Raw genomic sequence first — 22,293 nt, forward strand, 5'->3', positions numbered from 1 at the left:
GAGGCCGGCTCGGTCACTGCGGACGGGGCCGGGTGGCCCCACTCCCCCAGGGACTTAGCTTTCCTTCGTGAGCCGCAACCAGACCGATCTGTTCTCGGGCGAAAACGCCGCCCTCGAGCCGTCCGCGGTGGGGTCCGCGCCGGTCGAGCCCCTTTTGAGGGAGCTCGCTGCCACGCTCCCGCCCGGCCTGCGCATGGGCACCTCCTCCTGGTCGTTCCCGGGCTGGGCCGGGATCGTATACGCGGAACGCGCCCCGGAGGCACTGCTGGCGCGGAAGGGCCTGGAGCCGTATGCCCGCCACCCTCTGCTGCGCGCCGTGGGCATCGACCGCACCTACTACGAGCCCATTCCCGCGGTGACCTTCCGTGAGTACGGGGATGCCGTGCCCTCCGGGTTTCGCTTCCTGGTCAAGGCCGATCGGCGCCTGACCATTCCACAGTTGGCCGGCCCCCAACACCCCCACGGCGCGCCGCCACCACCGGGCGAGCGCGCAGAGCGCGTGCGCGCCCGAGGCGGCATCCATGCGAGCAATCCGCTGTTCCTCGACGCGACGTACGCGATCCGCGAGGTCATCGAACCTGCACGAGCCGGACTGGGCGACAAGCTCGGCGCGCTCCTGTTCCAATTCCCGCCCTTGGATCCGCGGGACGTAGGCGGGGCCGGCGGATTCGCGGGACGTCTGCGACAGTTCCTGGCGGCGCTGCCGGCGGGGCTACCCTATGCAGTGGAGGTGCGGACCTCCGCACTGCTTACGCCAGCCTACCGCGACGCACTCAGCGCGTATGGCGCGGCCCACGCCTTCAACGTGCACCCCACCATGCCGCCCATTCGCCAGCAACGTCAGTTGATTCCGCTGCCCGCGCAGGGGCCTCTCCTCGTGCGCTGGATGTTGGGACACGGACTCACGTACGAGGACGCACGGGAGCAGTTCGCACCCTTCGACGCCCTCGTGGCCGAGGATGTGACGTCGCGCCGTTGGATCACGACCGCAGCCGTGGAAGCCCTGGAGGAGGAACGTGAGGTGACCGTGATCGTGAACAACAAGGCGGAGGGGTCGTCGCCGCTTTCGGTGTTCAAGCTGGCCCGCATGATCTCGGGCGCTCTCGGCTCATGAAGAGCGTCGCGTGCTTGCTCCTCGGTTGGCTCCTGAGCGGTGCCTCACCGAGTGCTGGGCTGGGTCAGACTCCCGGAGAACCAGACCTCTTCCGGTTCGGGATCACTCTGGGAAGCACCGCGTTCTTGGGCATCAGCATGGAGTATGTCCGGGATCAAAGCGCCGTCGAGCTGACGCTGGGGACGTGGGCGCTACGCGACGTCAGCGTTTCGGTGGTGGGAAAGCAGTACCTGGGCCAGGGCACAGTGCAGGGCTTCGTGGGGCTGGGCCTGTGGAACGTGACCGCCCGCCAGGAGGAGGGCATCGGCAGTGGCCTCATGCTGAGGGCACCGGTGGGTTTCGAGGTCGAGACCTTCCGTAGGTCGGACATCGGTGCGGAGCTCAACGTCAGCCGAGCGCTGTGGATCCACCGGGCCGATCCCGAAGACGATACGCCACCGGCCTCGCGCATCGTCCCCTTGCCGGGGTTCTACCTCAAGTGGGCCAGTGTCCGGGACTGAGACCCACCCCGGGGACGGAGGTCCTGTCTAGCGGCCGCCCTGGACACCGGGTGCCAGCCCTTCCGGGAGCAGCGCAGCCCGCAGGCGCGCACGCAGCTCCGGTAGGAGGGGCTGCAGGCTGTCCACCGCGATCAAGTCCCGTTCCTCCGCCGGATCGTGATCCAGATCGAACAGTTCCTCCACGCCGTCGCCGTTCAGGATGTAGTGGTACGGCCCCACAGCGACCGACTTCATCGGACCGCGGGAAACCGGTCCGCTCTGCTCATCCAGAAAGCTGGGAACGACCTGGGAAAAGGCGATGCTCGTCCCCGGGCTCGGCGCCTCCAGGAGGGATCGTCCCGGGAAGGATGAGGCGGCTCCCGGCTCGATGAGGTCTGCAATGGTGGCGGGCAGGTCGCGCAAGCTCACGGCGGCCTCGATCCGCTCTCCCGCCGGCACTCTCGGAGGGTACGCGATCACCAGCGGCGCGTGCACCAGTTGGCTGTAGAGGCTGTTGGCGTGGATGACGATGTCGCGCTCGTGGAAGTGCTCACCGTGGTCGGCCGTGACGATCACGATCGTGTTTTCGAGACGGCCCCGACTCTCCAGCTCCGCGCACAACTCTCCCAAGGCACGGTCCATCGACATGATGGCACCGTCGTAGAGGTCGACCTCGGTCTGCTCCTCTTCGGACAGCGCTCTCCAGACCGAGGGCTTCACCATGACGGAGTCCCGCGGGGCAGTCCCCCCCCGCCCGACGGCCTCCGTCCGGAATCGAGGTTCGTAGGGCCCATGCGCGTCGAAGTAGTTCAAGAACGCGAAGAAGGGCCTGTCTCCGATCCGGTCCACCCAGCCCAGGAACTCCGTGTTGACGGCTGCTGCGAACTTCCGTCCCGGCCCACGGTCCCCGCCGGGAATGTGCGCACGGATCCGATTGAGGATCCAGCGGGTGGCGATCGCGGAGTAGAGCCAGGTGTCCAGGCGGACGGGATCGTCCAGGTAGGTGGAGAATCCCCGATCGAGGCCGGAGGCAGCACTGGTGTAGAGCAGATTCCCCACGAATCCGCCCGTCGCGTATCCGCGGTCGCGCACGTACTCCGCCACGGTGAGATGCTCGTCATCCAAAGGCCGTGCCCATCCGCCCGACTGCGCCCAGGGGTACTGTCCCGTGAGCATGCTCGCGTGCGAGGGAAGGGTCCAGGGAGCCGTACTGAAGGCACGGTCGAAGACGGCGCCGCGTCGACCCAACGCCTCCAGAGTCGGCGTGGTCGGACGAGTGTATCCGTAGAGGCTCAGGTTCTCGCGTCGCACGGTGTCGAGCACCACCAGCAGGACGCTGGGAGCCCCCCGGGCGGGCACGGGCCCGCCCGAGAGCGAGCGCTGCGCACGGAATCGGTACACGGGCTGCTGCCAAAGAAAGGCGCCCAGCACGAGCAGAGCCAGCATGGGCGCCGTAATCCGCACCAGTCGCAGCATTCGGTTCGGATGATCTTGGGCCGACCTCCCCAGGTGGACGCCCAGGCCGAGCGCGAGGATCCACAGCATCCGATCGTCGATCCCCAGGCGCATGACCCGCACGGCTCCGTACGCACCAACCGCCACCAGGATCACCACCAGCGCCCGCAGGGAGAGACCGCCGCGGCGCCCGCGCGCGACGAGGTAGAGGACCAACCCCGAGGCGATGAACAACACGGCAGCGGCGGTCGGCGTCATCCACCAGTAGTCTGGATTGGACCAATACTCGAAGATCCCCTCACCCCGCCGCGTGAGCGCCCTGCCTCCCGACTCCAATAGACCGAACCCCAGACCGGCCCAGGCACTCACCATGAGAGTCGCGGGCAGCCCCAGAGTGGGTCCGCTCTGCAGGACCCTTGCACGCAGGGAGTCGAGGGGAGCACGGAAGCGATAGGCCAGCGCCGCAAGCACGAGGCCCGCCACCAGCGCTGCGGTGGCCGCCAGCGCCGCTTTCCGCCACAGACCGAGGTACACGCGGACCCCGTTCTCGGCCTGTCCCGTGATCAGGGCGTTGAGGGCGGGGAGGCTCTCGCCCCGGTAGGCGGAGCGGATGAGGTTGGGTACGACAACGAACGCGAACCCGGACCAGCCGATGCTCAGCACCACGAGTGCGGTCACCCACACCCGTCGTGCGGTCCGGACGTCCGTCATCCGCCCCGGATCCAGCCCAGAATGCGTCCGCGCGGTCCACTCGCGTCCGGATCCCAGATCTTCACCTGCAACGCGTCATGGTCCAACGGGATGCGTGCATACGCCCACCCTCCGGCATCACTGACGCTGGCGGCCACCGGTTCGGCCTCCATCCAATCCCCGGCCTCGGTGCCCAGGTAGATGGGTCCCGTCACTGGAGCCATGCGCCAGCGCTCGTTCAGGATCAAGGTGTCGCCCTCGATGCGGATGTCCCGCAATGGACCCGGATCCCGCGGAGCGATGCCGCGGACGACCAGGTCGAGCGGGGCCTGGGCACCCGTCACGGAGAACTCGAACGACCTGGGTGCCAGCGCCCGCCAGCGCGTCGTGTACCAGGGCGTGTGGGAGACCCAGCCCAGCTTTCGGCCCTGGTCCTCGATGGGCTGTTCGTTGATCGACTCCAGCGGGATGTCGTTGCTCGTGGCGATGACCGTGTCGGCGAGGGCATCGCGCACCCAGAGATTGAGTCCGAACGTGCCAGCTGCAGGATACCCGCTTCCTCCCGGGCCGTACCACGCGCCATCCAGGCCCTCGCCCGCGCTGAACCCGACCGATTCGTTTCGCTGCCAGCGATCCAGCGGGCGCTCGGCCATGCCCGCGCGGAGGCTGTGATGGTAGGCACCCCATTCGTCGATGAAGCCGGTGGCCTGACGGTACTGGCTCACGCTGTTGGCTGCGTTGGTCACCAGGACCACCGCTGCGACGGCCAGCAGGGGGCGCCTCCAGGGGCTGCGCAGCGCAAGGGCGGCCAAGACCACCAACAGCGGCAGGAAGTGGGCGGAATAGAGGAAGGTCTCGTCCCCGAAAACAGAGTGAAGGACGACCTGTGAGCCGATGGCCAATACCAGGAAGGCTCCAAGCCTCCTGTGCTCGGGAGCGCGCAACGCGGTATAGAGTCCCACCGCGAGCAACACGAACCAACCTGCCGTAGCCACGCCCCCCAGGAGACCGGAGGAGCCCAGTCCGGAGCGTTGTGTCAACAGCAGCGGCCACTCCCCGATGTTGGGTACGTCCACCACCGCGATGGCGGGGAACACCATCGTGTGGCCGAACATGCTTCGGATCACCCCCCAAAGACCCATCCCATCCGCAGGAAACACCGCCGCCTCTTCGAGTCGGCGGCGGGCCAGAAACCAGTTCGTATCCGGGAAGATCCAGTCCTGCACGGACCAGAGGATCACGACCACGGCGAAGGCGTTGACGGCGATGCGACCGACGCGTCTCCAGCCGTGGCGCGCGAAGGAGGCCAGCATGCCGATCGCCCAGTTGGTTTTGGTCGTGGCAAGCATGGCCGCGCTGGCCAAGACGTCCCACCCCCCCTGCGGGACGCGCTTCACACCAGCCGCGACGGTGAACACGCCGAGCGCGATCGCAACCGACCCGAACGGGAACGTCTCCGGCACGGTGAACCAACAGACGGCGCTGGCGCTGGTGAGCGCGACCCCGGTGAAGGTCAGCGCCTCCAGCCGGCCAAGGCCGATGCAGCGCAGGCTCAGGAAGACGAGCCCCCCGAGCGCTCCACCCAACGCTGCAATGACCAGCCGTACGGCAACGACAGCGTCCAGTCCGGCGGCGTGCATCAGCGCGAAGGTAGGCGTGTAGCCGATCAGGGAGAACGCGGGGTGATGCGAGGTGCGCCCGTGATTCGACCAGCGTTGCGTCATGTTCTCGAAGACGCGCGCGACATCGGCCTGAAACCACGCGTCCAAGGTGGGACGACCGAGCATCCGGGGATCGAACCAGGAGCTCAGCAGCAGGAACCACCCGAACCCGAGCGCTGCCACGAGCAAAGCCAGCGGAAGGTCGGGAAGCGCGCCCACGCGGCCGGCGGGCGAGCTGCGACGCGGCGCGTCCCTGCGCACCGGTTCCGGCGGAGCGAGGACAGCCTCGGACATAGATACCCCCCACACGGTCCCCCGCTCGACGACGCGCGGGGGCGGAAACCGGTGGCGACCCCGCCGGGGGGCATGCGGACGACGTTCCGCGTGTTCAAGGCCGCTATTTGACGAGTTTCTGAGCTTAGCGGTCCGAAGTTGAAGCGGCAAGGGGGTTTGACGCGCCTGGGGACCGCGCCCTTCCGGCGCCAGCAGCCCCTGAGGGGGGAGAGGCAGGGCCCGACGGGGGCCGCTCCTGGCGCGGATGGAGTGGTTCTGGTTGGCCGGCGAGCCGCCCTCTACCTTCACGGTGTCCATCACCCTGGAGGGAACGATGCTCCGCCGCCTCTCGTTTCACGCCCTCGCCTCGGCCCTGGTCTGCGTGGGGATGTGGGTCCGGCCCACGACGGACCTGCAAGGGCAGGACGCGTCCCAGAACACGCTGAAGTTGGAGACCTACCTCGATTGGGAGTGGGTCTCCGACCCCCAGATCTCTCCCGACGGCCGGCAGATCCTCTACACGCGGTCCTACGTCGATCAGATGCGGGACCGGCGTGCCTCGTCCGTCTGGATCATGAACGCCGACGGTTCGCGCAACCGCTTTCTGGTCGACGGCTCCTCGCCGCGCTGGTCTCCCGACGGCACCCGGATCGCCTATACCGACGACGGAGAGCCATCCGGAACGCAGATCTTTGTCCGCTGGATGGACGACGAAGGCGCGACCACGCAGATCAGCCGCTTGGAGCGCCCAGCCTCGGACCTGCAGTGGTCGCCCAACGGTACGCAGATCGCGTTCACGATGTCGGTTCCTGACGATCCGGAGTGGCGCGTCAAGCTCCCCGGTCGCCCAGAGGGGGCCAAGTGGACCGAGGATCCCAAGATCGTCGACCGGCTCAGCTACCGACGGGATCGGCAGGGCTTCATCGATGACGGCTACGCGCACGTCTTCGTCATTCCCGCCGACGGTGGCACGCCTCGGCAACTGACCGACGGCACCTGGAATCACCGGAGTCCCCGCTGGATGGCAGACGGCTCCGCCTTGGTGTTCTCTTCGCTGCGCGTGGAGGAGGCCGACCACGAGTGGCGGGAGTCCGAGATCTACCGGGTGGACGTCGCCAGCGGGCGGATCCAACAGCTGACCACCCGCAAGGGCCCAGACGGGAACCCCGCACCTTCACCGGACGGGCGCTGGATCGCCTATACCGGCTACGACTGGACCGACGACACGTACATCACCTCGAAGATCTACCTGATGGGTGCCGACGGATCCAACCCACACATGATCTCCGGCGACTTCGACCGGGACCCCGGCCAGCTCGAGTGGGCCGCCGATGGCAGCGGGCTCTACTTCAACGTCCAGGCCGATGGCGCCGCGAACCTGCACTTCGTGTCCGTTCAGGGGGGCGTGCGCGCGGTGACGCAAGGCAATCACATGCTCGACGTGGGTTCCATGGCCGGAGGTGTGGCGGTCGCCACGGTCGCCACGTTCCAGGCGCCCGAGGACCTCTACAGCTTCCCGCTCAACCGCCCGGACCGGATGACTCGCCTCACGCGCGTCAACGAGGACGTCCTGACGGGTGTGCGCCTCGGCGAGGTGGAGGAGTTCCACTATCGGTCGGTGGACGACTACGACATCGAGGGCTGGATCGTGAAGCCCCCGAACTTCGATGCGTCCAAGAAGTACCCCCTCATGCTCTCCATCCACGGGGGGCCCCACGGCATGTACAACGTGGGCTTCAACTTCTCCTGGCAGGAGCACGCCGCGCAGGGCTACGTGGTCCTGTACACGAATCCACGGGGCAGCTCCGGCTACGGGAGCGCATTCGGCAATTCCATCAAGAACGCGTATCCAGGCAAGGACTTCGATGACTTGATGAAGGGGGTCGACGAGGTGGTCGCCCGCGGCTACATCGACGAACAGAACATGTTCGTCTACGGCTGCTCGGGCGGCGGGGTGCTGACCTCGTGGATCGTGGGTCACACGAAGCGCTTCGCGGCTGCCTCCGCCAACTGCCCGGTGACCAACTGGCTCTCTTTCGTCGGCACCACGGACGGTGCCAGCTGGTACCGCAACTTCGAGAAGCTGCCTTGGGAGGATCCGTCGGAGCACCTGCGCCGCTCGCCCCTGATGTACGTGGGCAACGTGGAGACGCCGACCATGCTCATGACCGGCGAGATGGATCTGCGCACGCCCATGCCGCAGACCGAGGAGTTCTACACCGCCCTCCGCCTGCGGAAGGTCCCGACGGTGATGGTGCGCTTCAAAAACGAATGGCACGGCACCAGCTCGCGGCCGTCCAACTTCCTGCGCACCCAGCTCTATCTGCAGGACTGGTTCAAGAAGTGGCAACGTGGGAGCAACGTGACCCAGTAGGGTCCGGGCCCGCTGGGCCCAGCGCCGGGGCTGAAGGGATCGGCCCCTACGAGTAAGGAACGGGGCCGGCGGATCACATCCGCCGGCCCCGTGGTGCGTCAGCCCTCCGAAGGATTGCTGGCGGGCCGCCGAGCTATCCCTGATCCTCGCTCACCGCGCGACTCTCCGCCGGATTCTCCAGATACACTTCCAGCCAGGCCGTCCAGCGGGCCCACAGGTCCAGGAGCGTCTCCTTGGTCGCCGGTCCGTGGTCCTCGAAGGGGTAGAGGTACATCGCAGCCGTCTTGCCCAATCCGTTGAGCGCGTGGAAGAGCCGCGGCGTGTGATCCGGATCGGTTCCCACGTTCTGATCGTGCATGCCGTGGTACATGAGCAAGGCACCGGTCAGGTTGTTGGCGTACAAGAAGGGGGACATGGACAGGTAGGTGTCCTTCGCGTCCCAGAGAATCCGTCGCTCGTTCTGGAAGCTCAACGGGGTGAAGGTCCGATTGTAGTTGCCGTCCCCCGCGATGCCCGCTTTGAAGAACGGCGTATGCACCATGGCGTTGGCCGTGGAGAACGCACCGTAGGAGTGCCCACCGATTCCCAGTCGTTGGCGGTCGATGATCCCCCGCCTGTCGAGCTCGTCGATCACGGCCGCGAGGTTGTTGCGTAGATCGTGCTCGTAGTTGTTGTTCATCTGACCTTGACGCCCGACGATAGGGGCGTCGGGCTCGACCACTGCGTAGCCCAGGCGCACGAGGTATTGCATGGACCTCGTGCCGAAGTTGGGGAAGGCGTTCTTGTCGAACGTCCGCGCTCCCTCGTCATAGTTCTCCTGGTCCGTGTACTCGCGTGGGTAGAACCAGAACATCGCGGGGAGCCGCGTGCCTTCCTGGTAGTCCGGGGGCAGGTTGACCGTGACCCGGAAGCGGAATCCGTCCGGGCGCTCCACCACGAAGCGCTGGACGGGGGCACGAGTCAGGTCGGGGGTGTAGTCCCGGTTGTGCGTGAGCTGGGTCAGTCGACCCTCGGCGCGCAGATAGGACTGCGGCACGTCGGCCTGCGACTCACGGCTCACGATCAGGCGCCCGACCTCCGCGTCCAGCACTGCGAGCAGTTGTTCGGAGACGCCCTCGTTGTCGCCCTCGAACAGTCGCGTCTTCTCGCCGCCCCGGATGGGCACTCGGTCCAGGAACGCCTTGGGTCCCTCTTCCATGGGGTCCTTGGCGTACGTGGTCCCCACGTAGTAGACGTGACCTCCGTCCGGCGAGAGCTGGACCACGGCGCCGTTCCCTGGAGGTCCTCCACGACGGAAGCCCCCGAAGCCACCGCCCCCGCCCACTCGACCATCGGCCATCAGGAGCGCCCCGGGGTTCGCGTAGAAGTCGTCGCTCGCGTAACGCGCCAACGTGTGCTTCTCGCCGGGAGCAGACAGATCGACCGCGTACTCGTGCACCCGCTGGCCGGTGCGCTCGGACAGGAAGAGGGTCCGATGGTCCGGCGAGAAACGATGCGTGCTGATGCGGCTATCCGACTCGTAGACGACCGTAGCGGCCCCCTCCTCGAACGGGGGCAGCCACTGCAGCACGCGGTCCTTGCGGCGGGGCCGACGCTCCCCTTCCTCCGCCGGCTCCGCTTGCTCCTCGCCCTCGGGGGCGGGCTCCTGCTCCAGCCAGGTGAGGCCGTTCCCGTCGGCACGCCAGGCCAGCTCGCGCTTCCCGTTCTGGTCGCCGCCTCCAAAACCGCCGTTCTGTGGCGCATCGTCGTCCTGCACGCCCAGGTCGAGCGAGTCGACGCGCAGCGTGGCCAGGGCCACGCCACTCCGGTCCCACACCTCCTCGACGCTGCCGAAGTTGCCCACCGGCACGATATAGCTGAAGGGCTGCGTCATCCGCGTGACCCGTACGAACTCCCCGTTCGGGGAGAGGTCGAGCGACCGCACCATGGTGGGCTGCCCGATCGGCGTGACCCGGCGGCTCTCGACGTCGATGACCGCGACCTGCCCGGTGACATGCCACTCCAGAAGCGCCTTGTCGTGGGGCGTTGCCAGCAAGCTGGCGTAGGTTCGGAGCATGTTCTGCCCGTCCTCCGTCAGCTTGAGCCGTGGACCCGCAGGCACCGAGCTCTCGGTAGGCATCGGGGCGCGGCGGTCCGGAATCAACACGGTGGCGAGCAAGCGGCCATCGTTTGACCAGTCGAAGCCCGTGTACAGCGTGGCCAGCACGGGCGTGCGCGTGAGCTGTCTGGCCCGCCCGTTCGCCGGATCGGCCACGTAGAGGTGCGTTGCATCGTCCGTATGCACGAAGAACGCCAGGCGACTCCCGTCCGGGGACCAGGTCGCGTTGGAGACCCGCGCTCCGCGCGGCACCTGGACATCGCGGACGGATCCGTCCGCGGCCGAGATGATCTGGATCCCCACGTTGCTCCGAATCGTGAGGTTCCGGTCCCGATTGGCGCGGAAGTCGATGAACTCGCCGCCCAGATCGTGGAACGGCTTGGAGAAGCGGTCCATGGTGACCGGACCGTCCCCGACCTCGTTGACGAACCAACGTCCGTCGGGGCTGACCTCGCGGAGCGTCACGTTCAGGTAGCGCGGCGCGAGCACGGCGTCGGCGATGGCGCTTGGTGGCGCCACGTACTGTTCTTCACGCAGCACGTCCTGAGCACGCCAGGTGCCGACGTCGTTTGCGTTCTGGGCCAGCAGGGACACCGGGGCCAGGGCCAGGCCCACGCAGAGCGCCAGCGTCCGAAAGACCCGGGGAGCAGAAATGGTTCGACAAAGGGCGGCCACGACAGCCTCCTGAGGCAGGCAGGGCACCGGATGGGTCCGCGCCTCGCGGACCGCCGGATTCAGCGTGCCGCAATCTCCGGCCGAGCCTGCCCCGCGGGCAAGCGCCCAGCCGGGAGTGACGGGACGCTTGCCAGTCTGCACGCCGAGCCCGAGCATGCGTCCACCGCGCCCGCCCCGGCTTCCCGGAGAGATCCGCCATGTGGATGAGGTCCTGCCCAACGCGTTGCGCCCTCGTGTCGGCCGTCGTCTCGTTGGCGGCCGCTTGTGTTCCGACCGACCGGACGGCCCAGACCGACCCGACCCTGCCGCGGGCCTCGGACGATCCGGCGGCCCTGGGTGTCCGCATCCAAGCCCGGCTCGATGCGCTCGACGCCAAGACGAGCGTGTTCGCTCAACACCTCCGGTCCGGCCAAACCGTCGAGGTGCGGGCGGACGAGCCCATGAACACGCTGAGTGTGATCAAGATCCCGATCATGGTCCTGGCCTTCCGGGACGCGGAGGCGGGCCGCCTGGAGCTGGACCAGCGCATCGCCGTTCGGCCGCAGGACCTGCGCCGGGGTAGCGGCCTTCTGCAGACCTTCGCCCCCGGCCTGCAGCCCACCGTTCGCGACCTGATCACCCAGATGATCATCACGAGCGACAACACGGCCACAGACCTCCTCATCGGGAAGGTGGGTCTGGAGCGTGTGAATGCGATGTTGGCGGACCTGGGGTACGAGCAGACGCGCCTGAAGAGCACCACCGGGCAGCTGTTCCGTGAGACCTGGATCGACACGGATGCGGGCTTCGCCACGCTGTCGGACCGCGACGTCTTTGAGAGGGGCTTTCCCGGGGACTCGGGCGCCGCCGCGCGATCCTTCGCCCTGGAGGGCGATTCTGCTCGTTGGCTGGGCCGGACCACCGCCCGCGAGATGTCACGACTGCTGATGCAGATCCAGGCCGGCGAGCTGGCCAGCGCCGAACACTCCAGCGAGATGATCGGCATCCTGCGGCGACAGTTCTACTCGTCGCGGTTGCCGCAGCGGATGCGGGGCCGAGCCAGCGTCGCGCACAAGACGGGGGACTGGCCGCCCTACGCCGGAAACGACGTGGGCATCCTGTACTACGAGGGCGGCCCCACGGTCGTCTCCGTGTTCACCAACCAGAATACCGGCGACTTCTTCGAGCTCGAGGCTGCGCTCGGCCTCATCGCCGAGGACCTGGTGGAGGCGTGGCGGTGACCGGCGAGCGAGTGACGGCCAGGCAGCCCGGCCCAGCTCGCAGGCCGGCCCAGTGAGCGAGACATCTCCCCCCGGCACGCCGGCGATGTACGGGCCCTTGGCGTCCTGGTGGCCTTTGGTCTCGGCGCCCGAGGACTACGCGGAGGAAGCCGCTCTCTATGTCGAGGTCTTGCTGGACCGCGCTCCGTCGCGCCCTACACTCCTCGAGTTGGGGAGCGGTGGAGGAAACAACGCGTTGCACATGAAGCGGCACTTCACCGCCGTGACCCTCGTGGACCTGTCCGAGGGCATGATCACAGTCAGCCGCACCCTGAACCCCGACTGCGAACACCTTACTGGCGACATGCGCTGCGTGCGCCTGGATCGGACCTTCGATTGCGTCTTCGTGCACGACGCGATCTGCTACATGACCTCAGAAGACGATCTTTCCGAGGCCCTGCAGACGGCGTTCGCCCACCTCGATGCAGGCGGTGTCGCACTGTTCGCGCCCGACTACGTGCGGGAAACCTACGAACCGTCTACCGATCACGGTGGACACGACGGCTCCGACCGAAGCGTGCGCTTCTTGGAGTGGGGCTGGGATCCGGACCCGAATGACTGCACCTACGTGGTCGACTACCTGTTCGCGCTGAGAGAGTCGAGCGGCGAAGTTCGCACGATCCACGATCGGCACATCGAGGGGCTGTTTCCCCGGGCCACCTGGAGGCGGCTGCTGGCGCGAGTCGGCTTCGAGGTGGAGGAGCTGGCACTCGCGCACTCCGAAGTGGATCGGCCTCTCATCTCGTTCGTAGGGAGGCGCCCTCGATGATGGGGCGCCTGGCCCATGCTCAGTCGATCGGGGTCATCCCCACGTACTTGAGCCCCGAGCCGGTGTTGAAGAGCACGACCTCGTCGTCGGGCGAGATGACCCCCGTCTCCAACAGCCTCGGCACGGCTGCCACCACGGCCCCGCCTTCCGGTGCGGCGAAGACGCCGGTGTCCGCTCCCATCCAGTGCACCCACTGCTGCATCTCGTGGTCTGGAATCGCCACCGCCGCACCCTTCGACTCGCGGACCGCGCGCAGGATCAAGAAGTCGCCGACGGCCGCGGGCACCCGGAGTCCAGACGCATAGGTGGCCGCTCCCTCCCACATCCCGGCGTCCTCGACGCCCTTCTCCCAGGCTCGCACGATGGGCGCGCAGCCCGCAGCCTGCACGGAGATCATCTTGGGACGCTCGGAGCCGATCCACCCCATACGCTCCATCTCATCGAACGCCTTCCACATGCCGATCAGCCCCGTGCCGCCTCCGGTCGGATAGACGATGACGTCCGGCAGCCGGAGCCCGAGCTGTTCGAAGATCTCGTAGCCCATCGTCTTCTTCCCCTCCACCCGGTAGGGCTCCTTGAGTGTGGAGAGGTCCCACCAGCCGTGCTCTTCGGCACCCTTGCGCACGATCTTGGCGCAGTCGGTGATGAGACCATCCACAAACTGGAGGTCAGCCCCCAACGCGCGGATCTCTTCCACGATGGGAGCGGGCGTATCGCGCGGCACCACCACGTGCACCGGCATGTCTGCGGCCGCACCGTAGGCAGCCGCCGCAGAGCCCGCGTTGCCGGCGGAGGGGAGCGCCAGCTCCCGGGCGCCCAACTCCTTGGCCCGAGAGACGGCGAGGCAGAGCCCCCGCGCCTTGAAGCTGCCGGTGGGGTTCTGTCCCTCGTCCTTCACCCAGGCGCGGCGGATGCCGAGACGAGTGGCCAGGCGCGGTGCATCCAACAACGGCGTCCATCCCTCGCCCAGTTGGATCATGCAGGCCGGGTCGCGCACAGGTAGCACCTCGGCGTAGCGCCACAGGTCGGCGCGCCGGCCTGCGAGCTCTTCGGGCTGGAACCCAGGGGCGATCTGCTCCAGGTCGTAGCGCGCGAACAGCGGCTTCCCCGAGGGAGCGAGTCCGATCAGCTGCTCGCTTTCCAGGAGTTCTCCGGTGCGGGTGTCCTCCAGATGGCTCGCGCCCTTCCTATGAAGCGTCATGGTTCGGATCCGGCGTCAAAGGTGCATGTGGATCGTTGGACAGCAGGTAGATCCCGGTGACGAACGACATCAAGGCAGGCAAGATCAGCCATACGGGTGGAGCGAACTCGGGATCGCTCAGCCAGGCGCGAGTCGCAGGTAGAAACGCCAGGAGCACGATGGTGCCATTGTTCAGGAGATGCATCATCGAGCTCAGGAGGATCGAGCGGGTGCGCCACACCGTCCAGGCCAGGATCACGCCCAGCCAAGCCGTCGGTAGCAGCCGGAAGACCGTCTCCGTGCTCACGTGGAACAACCCGAAGGCCAGTCCGTTGAGCAGCACTGCGCTGCTGGCGGAAAGCGTTCGCCGGGACCCGCCCAGCAGCACTCCGCGGAACACGATTTCTTCGCAGATCGCCGGCGTCACCGCAACCAGCACGAGGAGCCAGACCAGGCGACCCAGCGACTCCGCGCTGACGAGGTCACTGAGCCCTTCGACGAGATCCCAGGGCACCGGAAGCACGAACGACTGCAGCCAAGCCAGCAGCCAGGCGATGGGGGTACCGCCGGCGATCAACAACAGAGCACCGCCGACGTGGCGCGGGTGCGGCAGCCGCAGCGACAGCGTGTCGGGCACCTGGAAGTGGCCGAGCCGCACGAACAGCACCGCCGGCAGGAACAACAGCAGCCACTCCGTGGCGAGCAACCCCTTCTCCAGCCAACGCGCTTGCAGGGGAATGCCCACGTAGAAGAAGAGCGCGGCCACGACGGCAACGAACAGCAGGGCCTGGCCCAGCGTGGGTACCGCGGCAGCGGCTCCCTGAGCGGCGCGCCGGAACAGGCCCCTGAGGGGTCCCCGCTTGGTGGCGTCCCCGCCGAACAGCACGTCCTCCCTGCCGAAGGACGACGCCGCGAAGGCGAGTGCGCCCCAAGCGTAGAACGCGGTCGACACCACGGCCGCCAAGCCGAGACCGAAGGGGGCCCGCCCGACCATCAGCTCCCGGAAGAACAGCGCCACCCCCGCGATGGGCGCGACCGCGAGCGGCCCCGTGAACTCGATGCCCGGAAAGAGCGGGAGGATCGCCGGCATCAGGGCCAGCATGTAGATCGGCGTGAGCGCGTTCTGCGCCTCCTTGAATGACCGAGCCCGCACCGCCACGCCCAGGAACAGCGACCCGAACAGCACGGCCAGGGGAACGAGCGTCACGAAGATCAGCAGCAGGCGGCCCAGCGGCAGCGTGAACTCGATGTCGAGAGCGTTGCCGAACTGGAACAGGCCGGTCTGGAACGTGAGGAGCATGCTGAGCAGGTTGAGCCCAGCAGCCACTACGCCCACGACCGCCACGGTGAGAAACTTGCCGGCCACGATCTCCCGCGACGGTACAGGGGCGGTCAGCAGCGTCTCCAGCGTACCGCGCTCCTTTTCGCCCGCCGCCAGATCGATGGCAGGGTAGAACGTGCCCAGCAGGGTGATCACGATCAGCAGCATCGGCAGGAAACGACCCAGCGCGTATCCCCCCACCTCCTCGGGACGCGCCACCGACGAGTCCCCTACGTGGATGGGGTCTGCGAACCAGGCCGGGAGTCCCTGCTCGGTGAGTCGGCGCTCCAGCACGCTCTCCTCCCAGCGGCCCAGCGCGGCGACCAGCACATCGCGCCCGCGCCGGGACCGGTCGTCGGCCGCGTCGAACAGCACCTGGACATCGCGGGTGATGGGCGTGGAACCGTCCAAGGCCGCGGGGTCGGGGAACCCCTCCGTCTCGGTGCGGGGACGGTCCGCCTGACCGAAGATGGCCACGGCCGCCACGTCGTGACTGCGAACCGCTTCCGCCGGCTCGGTGCCTACCAGCTGCACACGCTCCAGATCCTGGGCCTCTCCAAGGAATCGGTCCAGATCCGCATCGCCCGCCGCCCCCACCACCGCTACGCGAGCAGGCTCGCGCTCCAACTGGCGCATTCCGAAGAGCGCGAGCTGTTCGGAGGCGATCATCAGGGCCGGGTAGAGCAGGACGGGCACCACGACCATGATCAACAGCGTCCGGCGATCCCGGATGGTTTCCTTCAGTTCCTTCAGGAAGACGACCCAAACGCGGCTCACGCGCTCACGCCTCCAGCAGGCGCAGGAAGGCGCGCGCCAGATTGGTTTCACCCGCACGCTCGATCAGCTCGTCCACCGTCCCTTCCGCAACCAGCTTTCCCCGCGACAGCACGCCGACGCGATCGGCCAGCAGCTCGACCTCGGCCATCTGGTGCGTGGAGAAGAGGATGGCCTTGCCCCGACTGCGCTCGGCGTCGATGAACCGGTAGATGGTCTCACCCGAAAGCACGTCGAGGCCGAGGGTGGGCTCGTCCAGGATCAACGCGGGCGGATCGTGGACGATGGAGCGCGCGATGGAGACGCGCTGGCGCTGCCCCGTCGACAGCTTGCCGCAATAGCGGTCCTGAAACGACTCGATCCCGAAGATGCGGACGGTCTCGTCGACGCGCGCCTCACAGGCCGGCCCCTCCAACCCGTGCAGTTGCGCGAAGTAGCGCACCAACTCCCGGGCGGTCAGCCGCTCGTACAGGCCCATCGACGCCGCCAGAAACCCGATCCTGCGCCGGACCTCGTGGGGGTCGTCCCGAACGTCGCACCCGTCCACGCGGGCGGTCCCCAGGGTGGGTACCAGCAGGGTGGCCAGACAGCGCAGCGCCGTGGTCTTCCCTGCCCCATTGGGCCCGAGCAGCGCATAGACCTCGCCCGGCCGAACCTCCAGGGACAAGGCCCAGACGGCCGTGAGGTCGCCATAGCGCTTGGTCAGGGCTTCGAAGGAGATCATCCGGGTCCTGCAGTCCGATGGGGCCGGGGACGCATCACGTTCCACCGCCCCGGATGGCGAGAGCCCCCGTAGTTACCCACCCGGAAGCCGCCAGGCAACCCTGGAGTGGGCTAGCGGGTCCTAAAGACGGACCATGGACCGGGATGGACGGTTGAGCGAAGCCCAGTTGATCCGTCGGGCCTGCGACGGCGACGGCCGCGCGGTGAGGGCGTTGTACGAACGCTACTCCCCGCGGGTGTACGCCGTGGTGCGCCGGATCGCTGCGGACGAGGACCTCGCGCACGACTACGCGCAGGAGGCGTGGATCCGGGCCATACGGGCCCTTCCCACCTTCCGCGGAGATGCCCGGTTCTCCACCTGGCTCCACCGGATCGCGGTCAACTCGGCCCTGCAGGCCCTGCGCAGGGCCGAGACCAGGACCCGCCGCGAGCAGCCCATGCCGGAGACGGTCCCGGTACCACCCGCGTCCGGCGATGCCCTGCTCCAGCAACAGCTGGAGGGCGCTCTGAACCGCCTCCCCGAGGGCATGCGGGAGGTCCTGATCCTCCACGACGTGGAGGGCTACACCCACGAGGAGATCGGTGACCTCCTCGGCGTAACGGCAGGCACGTCCAAGTCACAGTTGTTCAAGGCGCGCGCGAAGATGCGCGCGATGTTGGCCCCCATCGGGGACGATGTGGGCTCTTCAGGAGCGGAAGCATGGAGCCTTTGACGCACGAGTGGATCGCGGAGCTGGTCGATCGGGAGCCCACCACCCAGGAGCGGGAGCTGCTGGACGCGAATCCCTTCTGGGCTGCCGAACTCGAGGCGATGCGAGCCCAGACCAGGGACCTGGCCGGTCTGCCGCGCATGGTGCCCCCGCGGGGCGATTGGGAACACCTGGAGGCCCGCCTGCTGTCCGAGGGTCTCATCACGCCGGCGGGCGCTGGCTGGATTCGGGTGCCGACCTTCGGGACCGCCTGGACTCGCCTGGCCGCGGCCGTGGTGCTGTTCCTCGGCGGTTCGCTCACCGGGGCCACGCTGGCCCGCTCCGGACCGGCCTCCGGTCCCCCCCGGGCCTTCGACGTGGCCGGCGTAGCGTCCCTGGACGAGGCGGCCGATCTGGTGGAGCGTACCGAACAGCAATACGTAAGCTCGCTGCATCGCTACCGGCAGCTCGCCGAGCGCGCAGGGCGCGACCCGGGCGCCAGCCTCGATCCTTCGCGGCGGGCGGAGGCGCTGGACCTGCTGGTGCAGGCCAGCCGCAACGCCCTGCGCACGGCGCCCTACGACCCGTTCATCAATGGCATCCTGGTCAACGCCCTGGCCGAGCAGCAGGCGGTGGTGCGGCAGACCGGTCGCGGCACGGACGACAACTGGTTCTGAGCACGATGATGAGGAGGAGGATTCGCGACGTGGCCGTGGCGCTGGTCCTGGGAGCAGGCCCGTCGGCCCTCCCGGCGGGGCTGGGCGCCGCGCTGCAGCAGACCGTGTCGGTCGACAACCGGGTGCCCGGTTGGTTGGGGGTCAATCTGGACGTGATCAGCACCGTGGAGGACGGTCAGACGGTTGCGTCACGCATGTCGGTGGTCGACGTCCACGAAGGCACCGGTGCGTTTCGGGCTGGCCTCTTGCGAGGTGACTTGATTCTCCGCGTGAACGGAGAAGACGCGACGCTCGAGGTGTTGACCCGCACCACCGGGGCCCTGAAGGCGGGAGACCCCGTGGCGCTCGAGGTTCAACGCGACGGGCGGCGCCTCGCGGTCGCAATCACTGCGAGTCCCCGTCCGGAGACACTCCCGGGGCCGGCCGCGACCGTGGCATCAGGCCCTGCCATGCGCCGCGTCGTCGTCTTCTCCCCGCGCTCGGCGAGGCAGGCGTCCTGGAGCGCGCTGCGCGACTCGCGCACGAGCGATGTGACGGGCCGGCCCGGCGAGCAGGAGGCACGCAGTGTGCGCGTGCGCACGTCCGAGGGCAACGCGGTAACCATCGTGTTCCAGTCCTCCGACAGCGAGGGGACGTCGTCGTTCAGCTACTCCCTGGCGGATCCCCGGACGATCCGCACCTACATGCTGCACACGCCCGAGGTCGAGGCCCTGATCAGCGGGATCGATGCGATGCGCCTCGAGCTGAACGACATGGTCGAATGGCAGGAGCGCACCCCGCAGGATGGCCCCACGACGCTCTGGCGGATCTTCGGCGGCCGCCTCGTGCGTCCACCCAGCCCGGAGTCGGAGGTGGTCATCGAGCGGCTGCAGAGCCGGATCCGCGAGATGGAGCGCGAGCTGGCCTCACGCGCTGTGGAGCGGATCGGACCGGTCTCGGACTCGGTGCTGACGGTGACCATCGCCGACAAGCGGCCCATCACCCCCTACGCCTACCTGGGCCGGCGCTACCTGGCCGGGGCATTCCTGGTGGCCCTGAACCCCGGCATGCAGGAGTATTTCGGGGTCAGTCAGGGGGCCTTGGTGTTGGATGCCGTCGAGGGGGCTCCCGCGCAGGAGGCAGGCCTGATGCCCGGCGACGTCATCGTCGCGATCGACGGGCGCCTCGTGCCGGATCCGGACGGATTGCAGTTGGCGCTGGCAGACGCCCGCCCGCCCTATGCGTTGACGGTGGTGCGCCAGGGCAACCGCATCGAGGTCGTTCTGCCCTGACCCGGCGGGGCGCTATTCGTAGCGCAGCGACTCGATCGGATCGAGCTTGGCCGCGCGCTGCGCCGGCCAGATCCCGAAGAACAGGCCGATCCCCGCTGAGAAGCCCAGAGCCATCAGTACGGCATCTGGGCGCACGGCCGTCTCCCACCCGAGCGTATTGGTCAGGGCGGACGCACTTCCGATCCCCAGCAACACACCGATGGCACCGCCGAGCGTGCACAGGACCAGCGCCTCGATCAGGAACTGCATCAACACCGTGCGTCGGGTCGCACCCAACGCCTTGCGCACCCCGATTTCGCGGGTACGCTCGGTCACGCTGACCAACATGATGTTCATGATGCCGATGCCTCCCACCAGGAGGCTGACGGCAGCGATGCCGGCCAACAGCCAGCTGAATACCTCGTTGGACTCGTTGAAGGTCTCGAGGATGTCGGTCTGGTTCGAGATATTGAAATCGGGCTCTTCGCCGGGTTGCAGCTTGTGCTCGCGGCGGATGACCCGGTCGATGGTCGCGAACGCCTGATCCATGGTGGACCCCGGCTGCACCTGCGCATAGACGGCGCTCAGGCGATCGCGGCCGCCCATGACCCGGTACTGGGCGGTAGACAGCGGGATGAAGACGTCGTCGTCAGGGCGACTGAAGCCCATCGCCCCTTTCTCCTGAAGGACACCTACCACCTCGAACGCCACGCCCCGGATCTGGATGGTGCGTCCGATCATCAGCGACGGAGGGGTCTCGCCCAACTGGGTGGGAACCTCGGAGCCGATGACCGCCACCCGCCGGCGGCCCTGCACCTCGCCTTCGTCGAAGAGGCGCCCCTCCGCCAGCTTGAAGTTGTTGATGGCGAAGTAGTCCGGCCACACGCCGATCACGTCGTTGCTGACGTTCCAACGCAGGTAGCTGACCTGCTGGCGGCCCCTCACTTCAGGCGAGATCGCAAGCGTGCCTGCCGAGCCGTCCCGCAACGCTTCGGCGTCCTCGACAAACAGCCGCGCGTCCCCGGAGGAGATGCCCCGGAACATGTTCTGACCGGGACGGATGGTCAGGACGTTGGTCCCCATGGCCGCGATCTGGGACTGCACACGCCGCTGCGCACCCTCCCCCAATGAGACCATGGCGATCACCGCGGCGACGCCGATGATGATGCCGAGCGTGGTCAAGGCGGAGCGCAGCGCATTGGCGCGGATGGCCCCCAGCGCGACTCGAATCGTCTCACCGATCAGCATGTTCTCTCCACAGAGCTCGAAGGTGCCCGCCTACCGTCGACCACCCCCGGGAGGCCCTCCGCCTCCGAACGGGCCCGTGTTCCGTTCCCGGATCCGGTTCAGGAACTCCTGTTGCTGGGCCTGCAACTGCGCGGCGCCGATGAGCGCGACCCGCTCACCTTCCTCGACACCACTGATCACCTCCGTCTGATCCCAATCCGACAGCCCCAAGGTGACCATGCGCGGCTCGTAGGAGCCAGCGGGCGTCACCACGAACACGATGCCGCGCCGCCCGTCACGCCCGCTGGGCGCGGCGGCTCCCTCCGTTCCAGGGGCCGGCGTCGCCGAGGCCGCTCCGCCGGGGCGGCCCCCGCCCAGGGCCCGGAAAAGTACCCGGGCAGAGTCCTGGGAGATCTCGCCGCTCTCTACCTTCTGACGCACCTCCAGGAAGCGCTGGCGCTGCTCTTCACTCATCTGGCCACCGGGGCCGGCAGCTCCGGGCGCGCCCTGCGGCGCGGGCCGGGCCTCCGCCGCTGGCGCCTGGGCAGCCGCGGCAGCAGCGGGCGCATCGGCGGGGCTGGCACCGTTTCGTCCCGCGAAACCGGCCCTTGGGTTGAACCCCAGGCTCTCCGGGTCCAACCCCAACGCCATGGCGGCCGGGGCGAACTGACGGGGCTCGACCACCGCGTTGTTGGGCACGGTCAGCACATTGGGCTGCTCCGCCACCACCACCTCGACCTCGGCGTTCATTCCCGGCTTCAGCAGCCCGGCCCGATTGTCGAGGTAGATGATCACGGGGAACATCGTCACGTTCTGCTGCACTTCGGCCTGCGGCTCGATCTTCTCGACGTCTCCGCGGAAGGTGCGCTCCGGGTAGGCCTCCACCTTGACCGTCGCGGGAAGCCCCGCGCTCAACTGGCCCACGTCGGTCTCGTCCACGAGCGTGCGCACCTGCACATCGTCGAGGTTGGCCATCAGGAACAGCGTGGTTCCGCCCGAGATGTTGCCGGAAGCCGACTGGATGACGCCCCCCACCTCCACGTTGCGTTGGATGATGGTGCCGGCCATGGGCGCACGGATGGTCACGTCCGTCAGGCGCAACTCGGCCAACTCCAGATTGGTCTGGGCCTTCACCAACTGGGCCCTCGAGTTGGCCGCTTCCAGGTTGGAGCTCTCGTACTCCTGCTGCGTGATCACGCCCGATCCGAGGAGCTCCCTGGCGCGCTCCAACTGTGCGGCGCTGATATCGACGCGCGCCTGCGCGACCTCCAGGTCGGCCTTGGCCTGCTCATAGCCGTTGCGCACGTCACGAGGATCGACCTCGGCCAGCAGTTGTCCGGGTTGGACCCGGTCACCGGTGTCGACGTGCAGCTTGAGGATCTCCCCCGAAGCCTTCGATTTGACCTCGACGGTCCGGATGGGCTCCACCAGCCCCGTTGCCTCGGCGCTGATGCGCAGGTCGGTCCGTTGCACGGCTGCCGCCTGCGCGGTCGGGGCGCCTTCGCTCGCTTCCGTCGCCTCACCGCACCCGGAAACGGCCAGCGTAAGCACTGCCAGGGCGGCAGTGATCTCCGCTTTGTACTGGAACGCGTATCTCATCGTGTC

General features: G+C 67.9%; 16 protein-coding genes. 8 read left to right on the plus strand and 8 right to left on the minus strand.

Features of this window, described 5'->3' with window-relative positions:
• Positions 1-67 precede the first annotated feature (67 nt).
• Together R3E10_17165 and R3E10_17170 are read left to right on the plus strand one after the other, a co-directional pair.
• Positions 68-1,114 (plus strand): DUF72 domain-containing protein, encoded by a 1,047-nt coding sequence (locus R3E10_17165; GenBank protein MEZ4417487.1) that lies wholly within the window; start codon positions 68-70, stop codon positions 1,112-1,114.
• Positions 1,111-1,614 (plus strand): hypothetical protein, encoded by a 504-nt coding sequence (locus tag R3E10_17170; protein ID MEZ4417488.1) that lies wholly within the window; start codon positions 1,111-1,113, stop codon positions 1,612-1,614. Before R3E10_17165 ends, R3E10_17170 begins: the two co-directional genes overlap by 4 nt.
• Positions 1,615-1,641: 27 nt before the next feature.
• Here the strand turns inward: R3E10_17170 and R3E10_17175 are convergent, their stop codons facing one another.
• Both R3E10_17175 and R3E10_17180 read right to left on the minus strand, forming a co-directional pair.
• On the minus strand, positions 1,642-3,759 hold the full coding sequence (locus R3E10_17175; protein ID MEZ4417489.1) for a sulfatase-like hydrolase/transferase: 2,118 nt from the start codon (positions 3,757-3,759) through the stop codon (positions 1,642-1,644).
• Positions 3,756-5,693 (minus strand): hypothetical protein, encoded by a 1,938-nt coding sequence (locus tag R3E10_17180; GenBank protein MEZ4417490.1) that lies wholly within the window; start codon positions 5,691-5,693, stop codon positions 3,756-3,758. Before R3E10_17180 ends, R3E10_17175 begins: the two co-directional genes overlap by 4 nt.
• Before the next feature lie 313 nt (positions 5,694-6,006).
• On the opposite strand from R3E10_17180, the gene R3E10_17185 reads away from it, so the two are divergent.
• A complete protein-coding gene (locus tag R3E10_17185) occupies positions 6,007-8,046 on the plus strand; it encodes a S9 family peptidase (GenBank protein MEZ4417491.1) in 2,040 nt (679 codons plus the stop codon).
• A gap of 133 nt (positions 8,047-8,179) precedes the next feature.
• On the opposite strand, the gene R3E10_17190 is transcribed toward R3E10_17185, so the two are convergent.
• Positions 8,180-10,819 (minus strand): prolyl oligopeptidase family serine peptidase, encoded by a 2,640-nt coding sequence (locus tag R3E10_17190; protein MEZ4417492.1) that lies wholly within the window; start codon positions 10,817-10,819, stop codon positions 8,180-8,182.
• A 203-nt stretch (positions 10,820-11,022) separates the two neighbouring features.
• Here R3E10_17190 and R3E10_17195 point away from each other — a divergent pair, with 203 nt between their 5' ends.
• Complete coding sequence (locus tag R3E10_17195; GenBank protein MEZ4417493.1) at positions 11,023-12,039, plus strand: serine hydrolase; 1,017 nt, start codon at positions 11,023-11,025, stop codon at positions 12,037-12,039.
• A gap of 52 nt (positions 12,040-12,091) precedes the next feature.
• Complete coding sequence (locus R3E10_17200; protein ID MEZ4417494.1) at positions 12,092-12,847, plus strand: class I SAM-dependent methyltransferase; 756 nt, start codon at positions 12,092-12,094, stop codon at positions 12,845-12,847.
• Between the two features lie 19 nt (positions 12,848-12,866).
• On the opposite strand, the gene R3E10_17205 is transcribed toward R3E10_17200, so the two are convergent.
• From R3E10_17205 to R3E10_17215, 3 genes are read right to left on the minus strand one after another with little or no spacing between them, the layout of a single operon-like run.
• A complete protein-coding gene (locus R3E10_17205; GenBank protein ID MEZ4417495.1) occupies positions 12,867-14,048 on the minus strand; it encodes a threonine synthase in 1,182 nt (393 codons plus the stop codon).
• Entirely contained in the window at positions 14,035-16,125 is a 2,091-nt protein-coding gene (locus R3E10_17210) for an ABC transporter permease subunit/CPBP intramembrane protease (protein ID MEZ4417496.1), read from the minus strand. Before R3E10_17210 ends, R3E10_17205 begins: the two co-directional genes overlap by 14 nt.
• Before the next feature lie 4 nt (positions 16,126-16,129).
• Positions 16,130-16,846 carry an ATP-binding cassette domain-containing protein gene (locus R3E10_17215; GenBank protein ID MEZ4417497.1) on the minus strand — a complete coding sequence of 239 codons (717 nt, stop codon included), beginning with the start codon at positions 16,844-16,846 and terminating at the stop codon, positions 16,130-16,132.
• 151 nt (positions 16,847-16,997) lie between these two features.
• Between R3E10_17215 and R3E10_17220 the strand changes: the two genes are divergently transcribed.
• From R3E10_17220 to R3E10_17230, 3 genes are read left to right on the plus strand one after another with little or no spacing between them, the layout of a single operon-like run.
• The gene (locus tag R3E10_17220) at positions 16,998-17,558 is read left to right on the plus strand and encodes a sigma-70 family RNA polymerase sigma factor (protein MEZ4417498.1); all 561 of its coding nucleotides are present in this window, start codon (positions 16,998-17,000) and stop codon (positions 17,556-17,558) included.
• Entirely contained in the window at positions 17,546-18,211 is a 666-nt protein-coding gene (locus R3E10_17225; protein MEZ4417499.1) for a hypothetical protein, read from the plus strand. Before R3E10_17220 ends, R3E10_17225 begins: the two co-directional genes overlap by 13 nt.
• Before the next feature lie 5 nt (positions 18,212-18,216).
• Positions 18,217-19,482: a PDZ domain-containing protein gene (locus tag R3E10_17230; protein MEZ4417500.1), complete on the plus strand. Its 1,266-nt coding sequence runs from the start codon at positions 18,217-18,219 to the stop codon at positions 19,480-19,482.
• A gap of 12 nt (positions 19,483-19,494) precedes the next feature.
• On the opposite strand, the gene R3E10_17235 is transcribed toward R3E10_17230, so the two are convergent.
• Together R3E10_17235 and R3E10_17240 are read right to left on the minus strand one after the other, a co-directional pair.
• On the minus strand, positions 19,495-20,709 hold the full coding sequence (locus R3E10_17235) for an ABC transporter permease (GenBank protein ID MEZ4417501.1): 1,215 nt from the start codon (positions 20,707-20,709) through the stop codon (positions 19,495-19,497).
• 30 nt (positions 20,710-20,739) lie between these two features.
• The gene (locus tag R3E10_17240) at positions 20,740-22,287 is read right to left on the minus strand and encodes an efflux RND transporter periplasmic adaptor subunit (protein ID MEZ4417502.1); all 1,548 of its coding nucleotides are present in this window, start codon (positions 22,285-22,287) and stop codon (positions 20,740-20,742) included.
• Positions 22,288-22,293 lie beyond the last annotated feature (6 nt).

This window comes from Gemmatimonadota bacterium (assembly GCA_041390105.1).
Classification (GTDB): Bacteria; Gemmatimonadota; Gemmatimonadetes; order Longimicrobiales; family Gaopeijiaceae; genus JAGQIF01.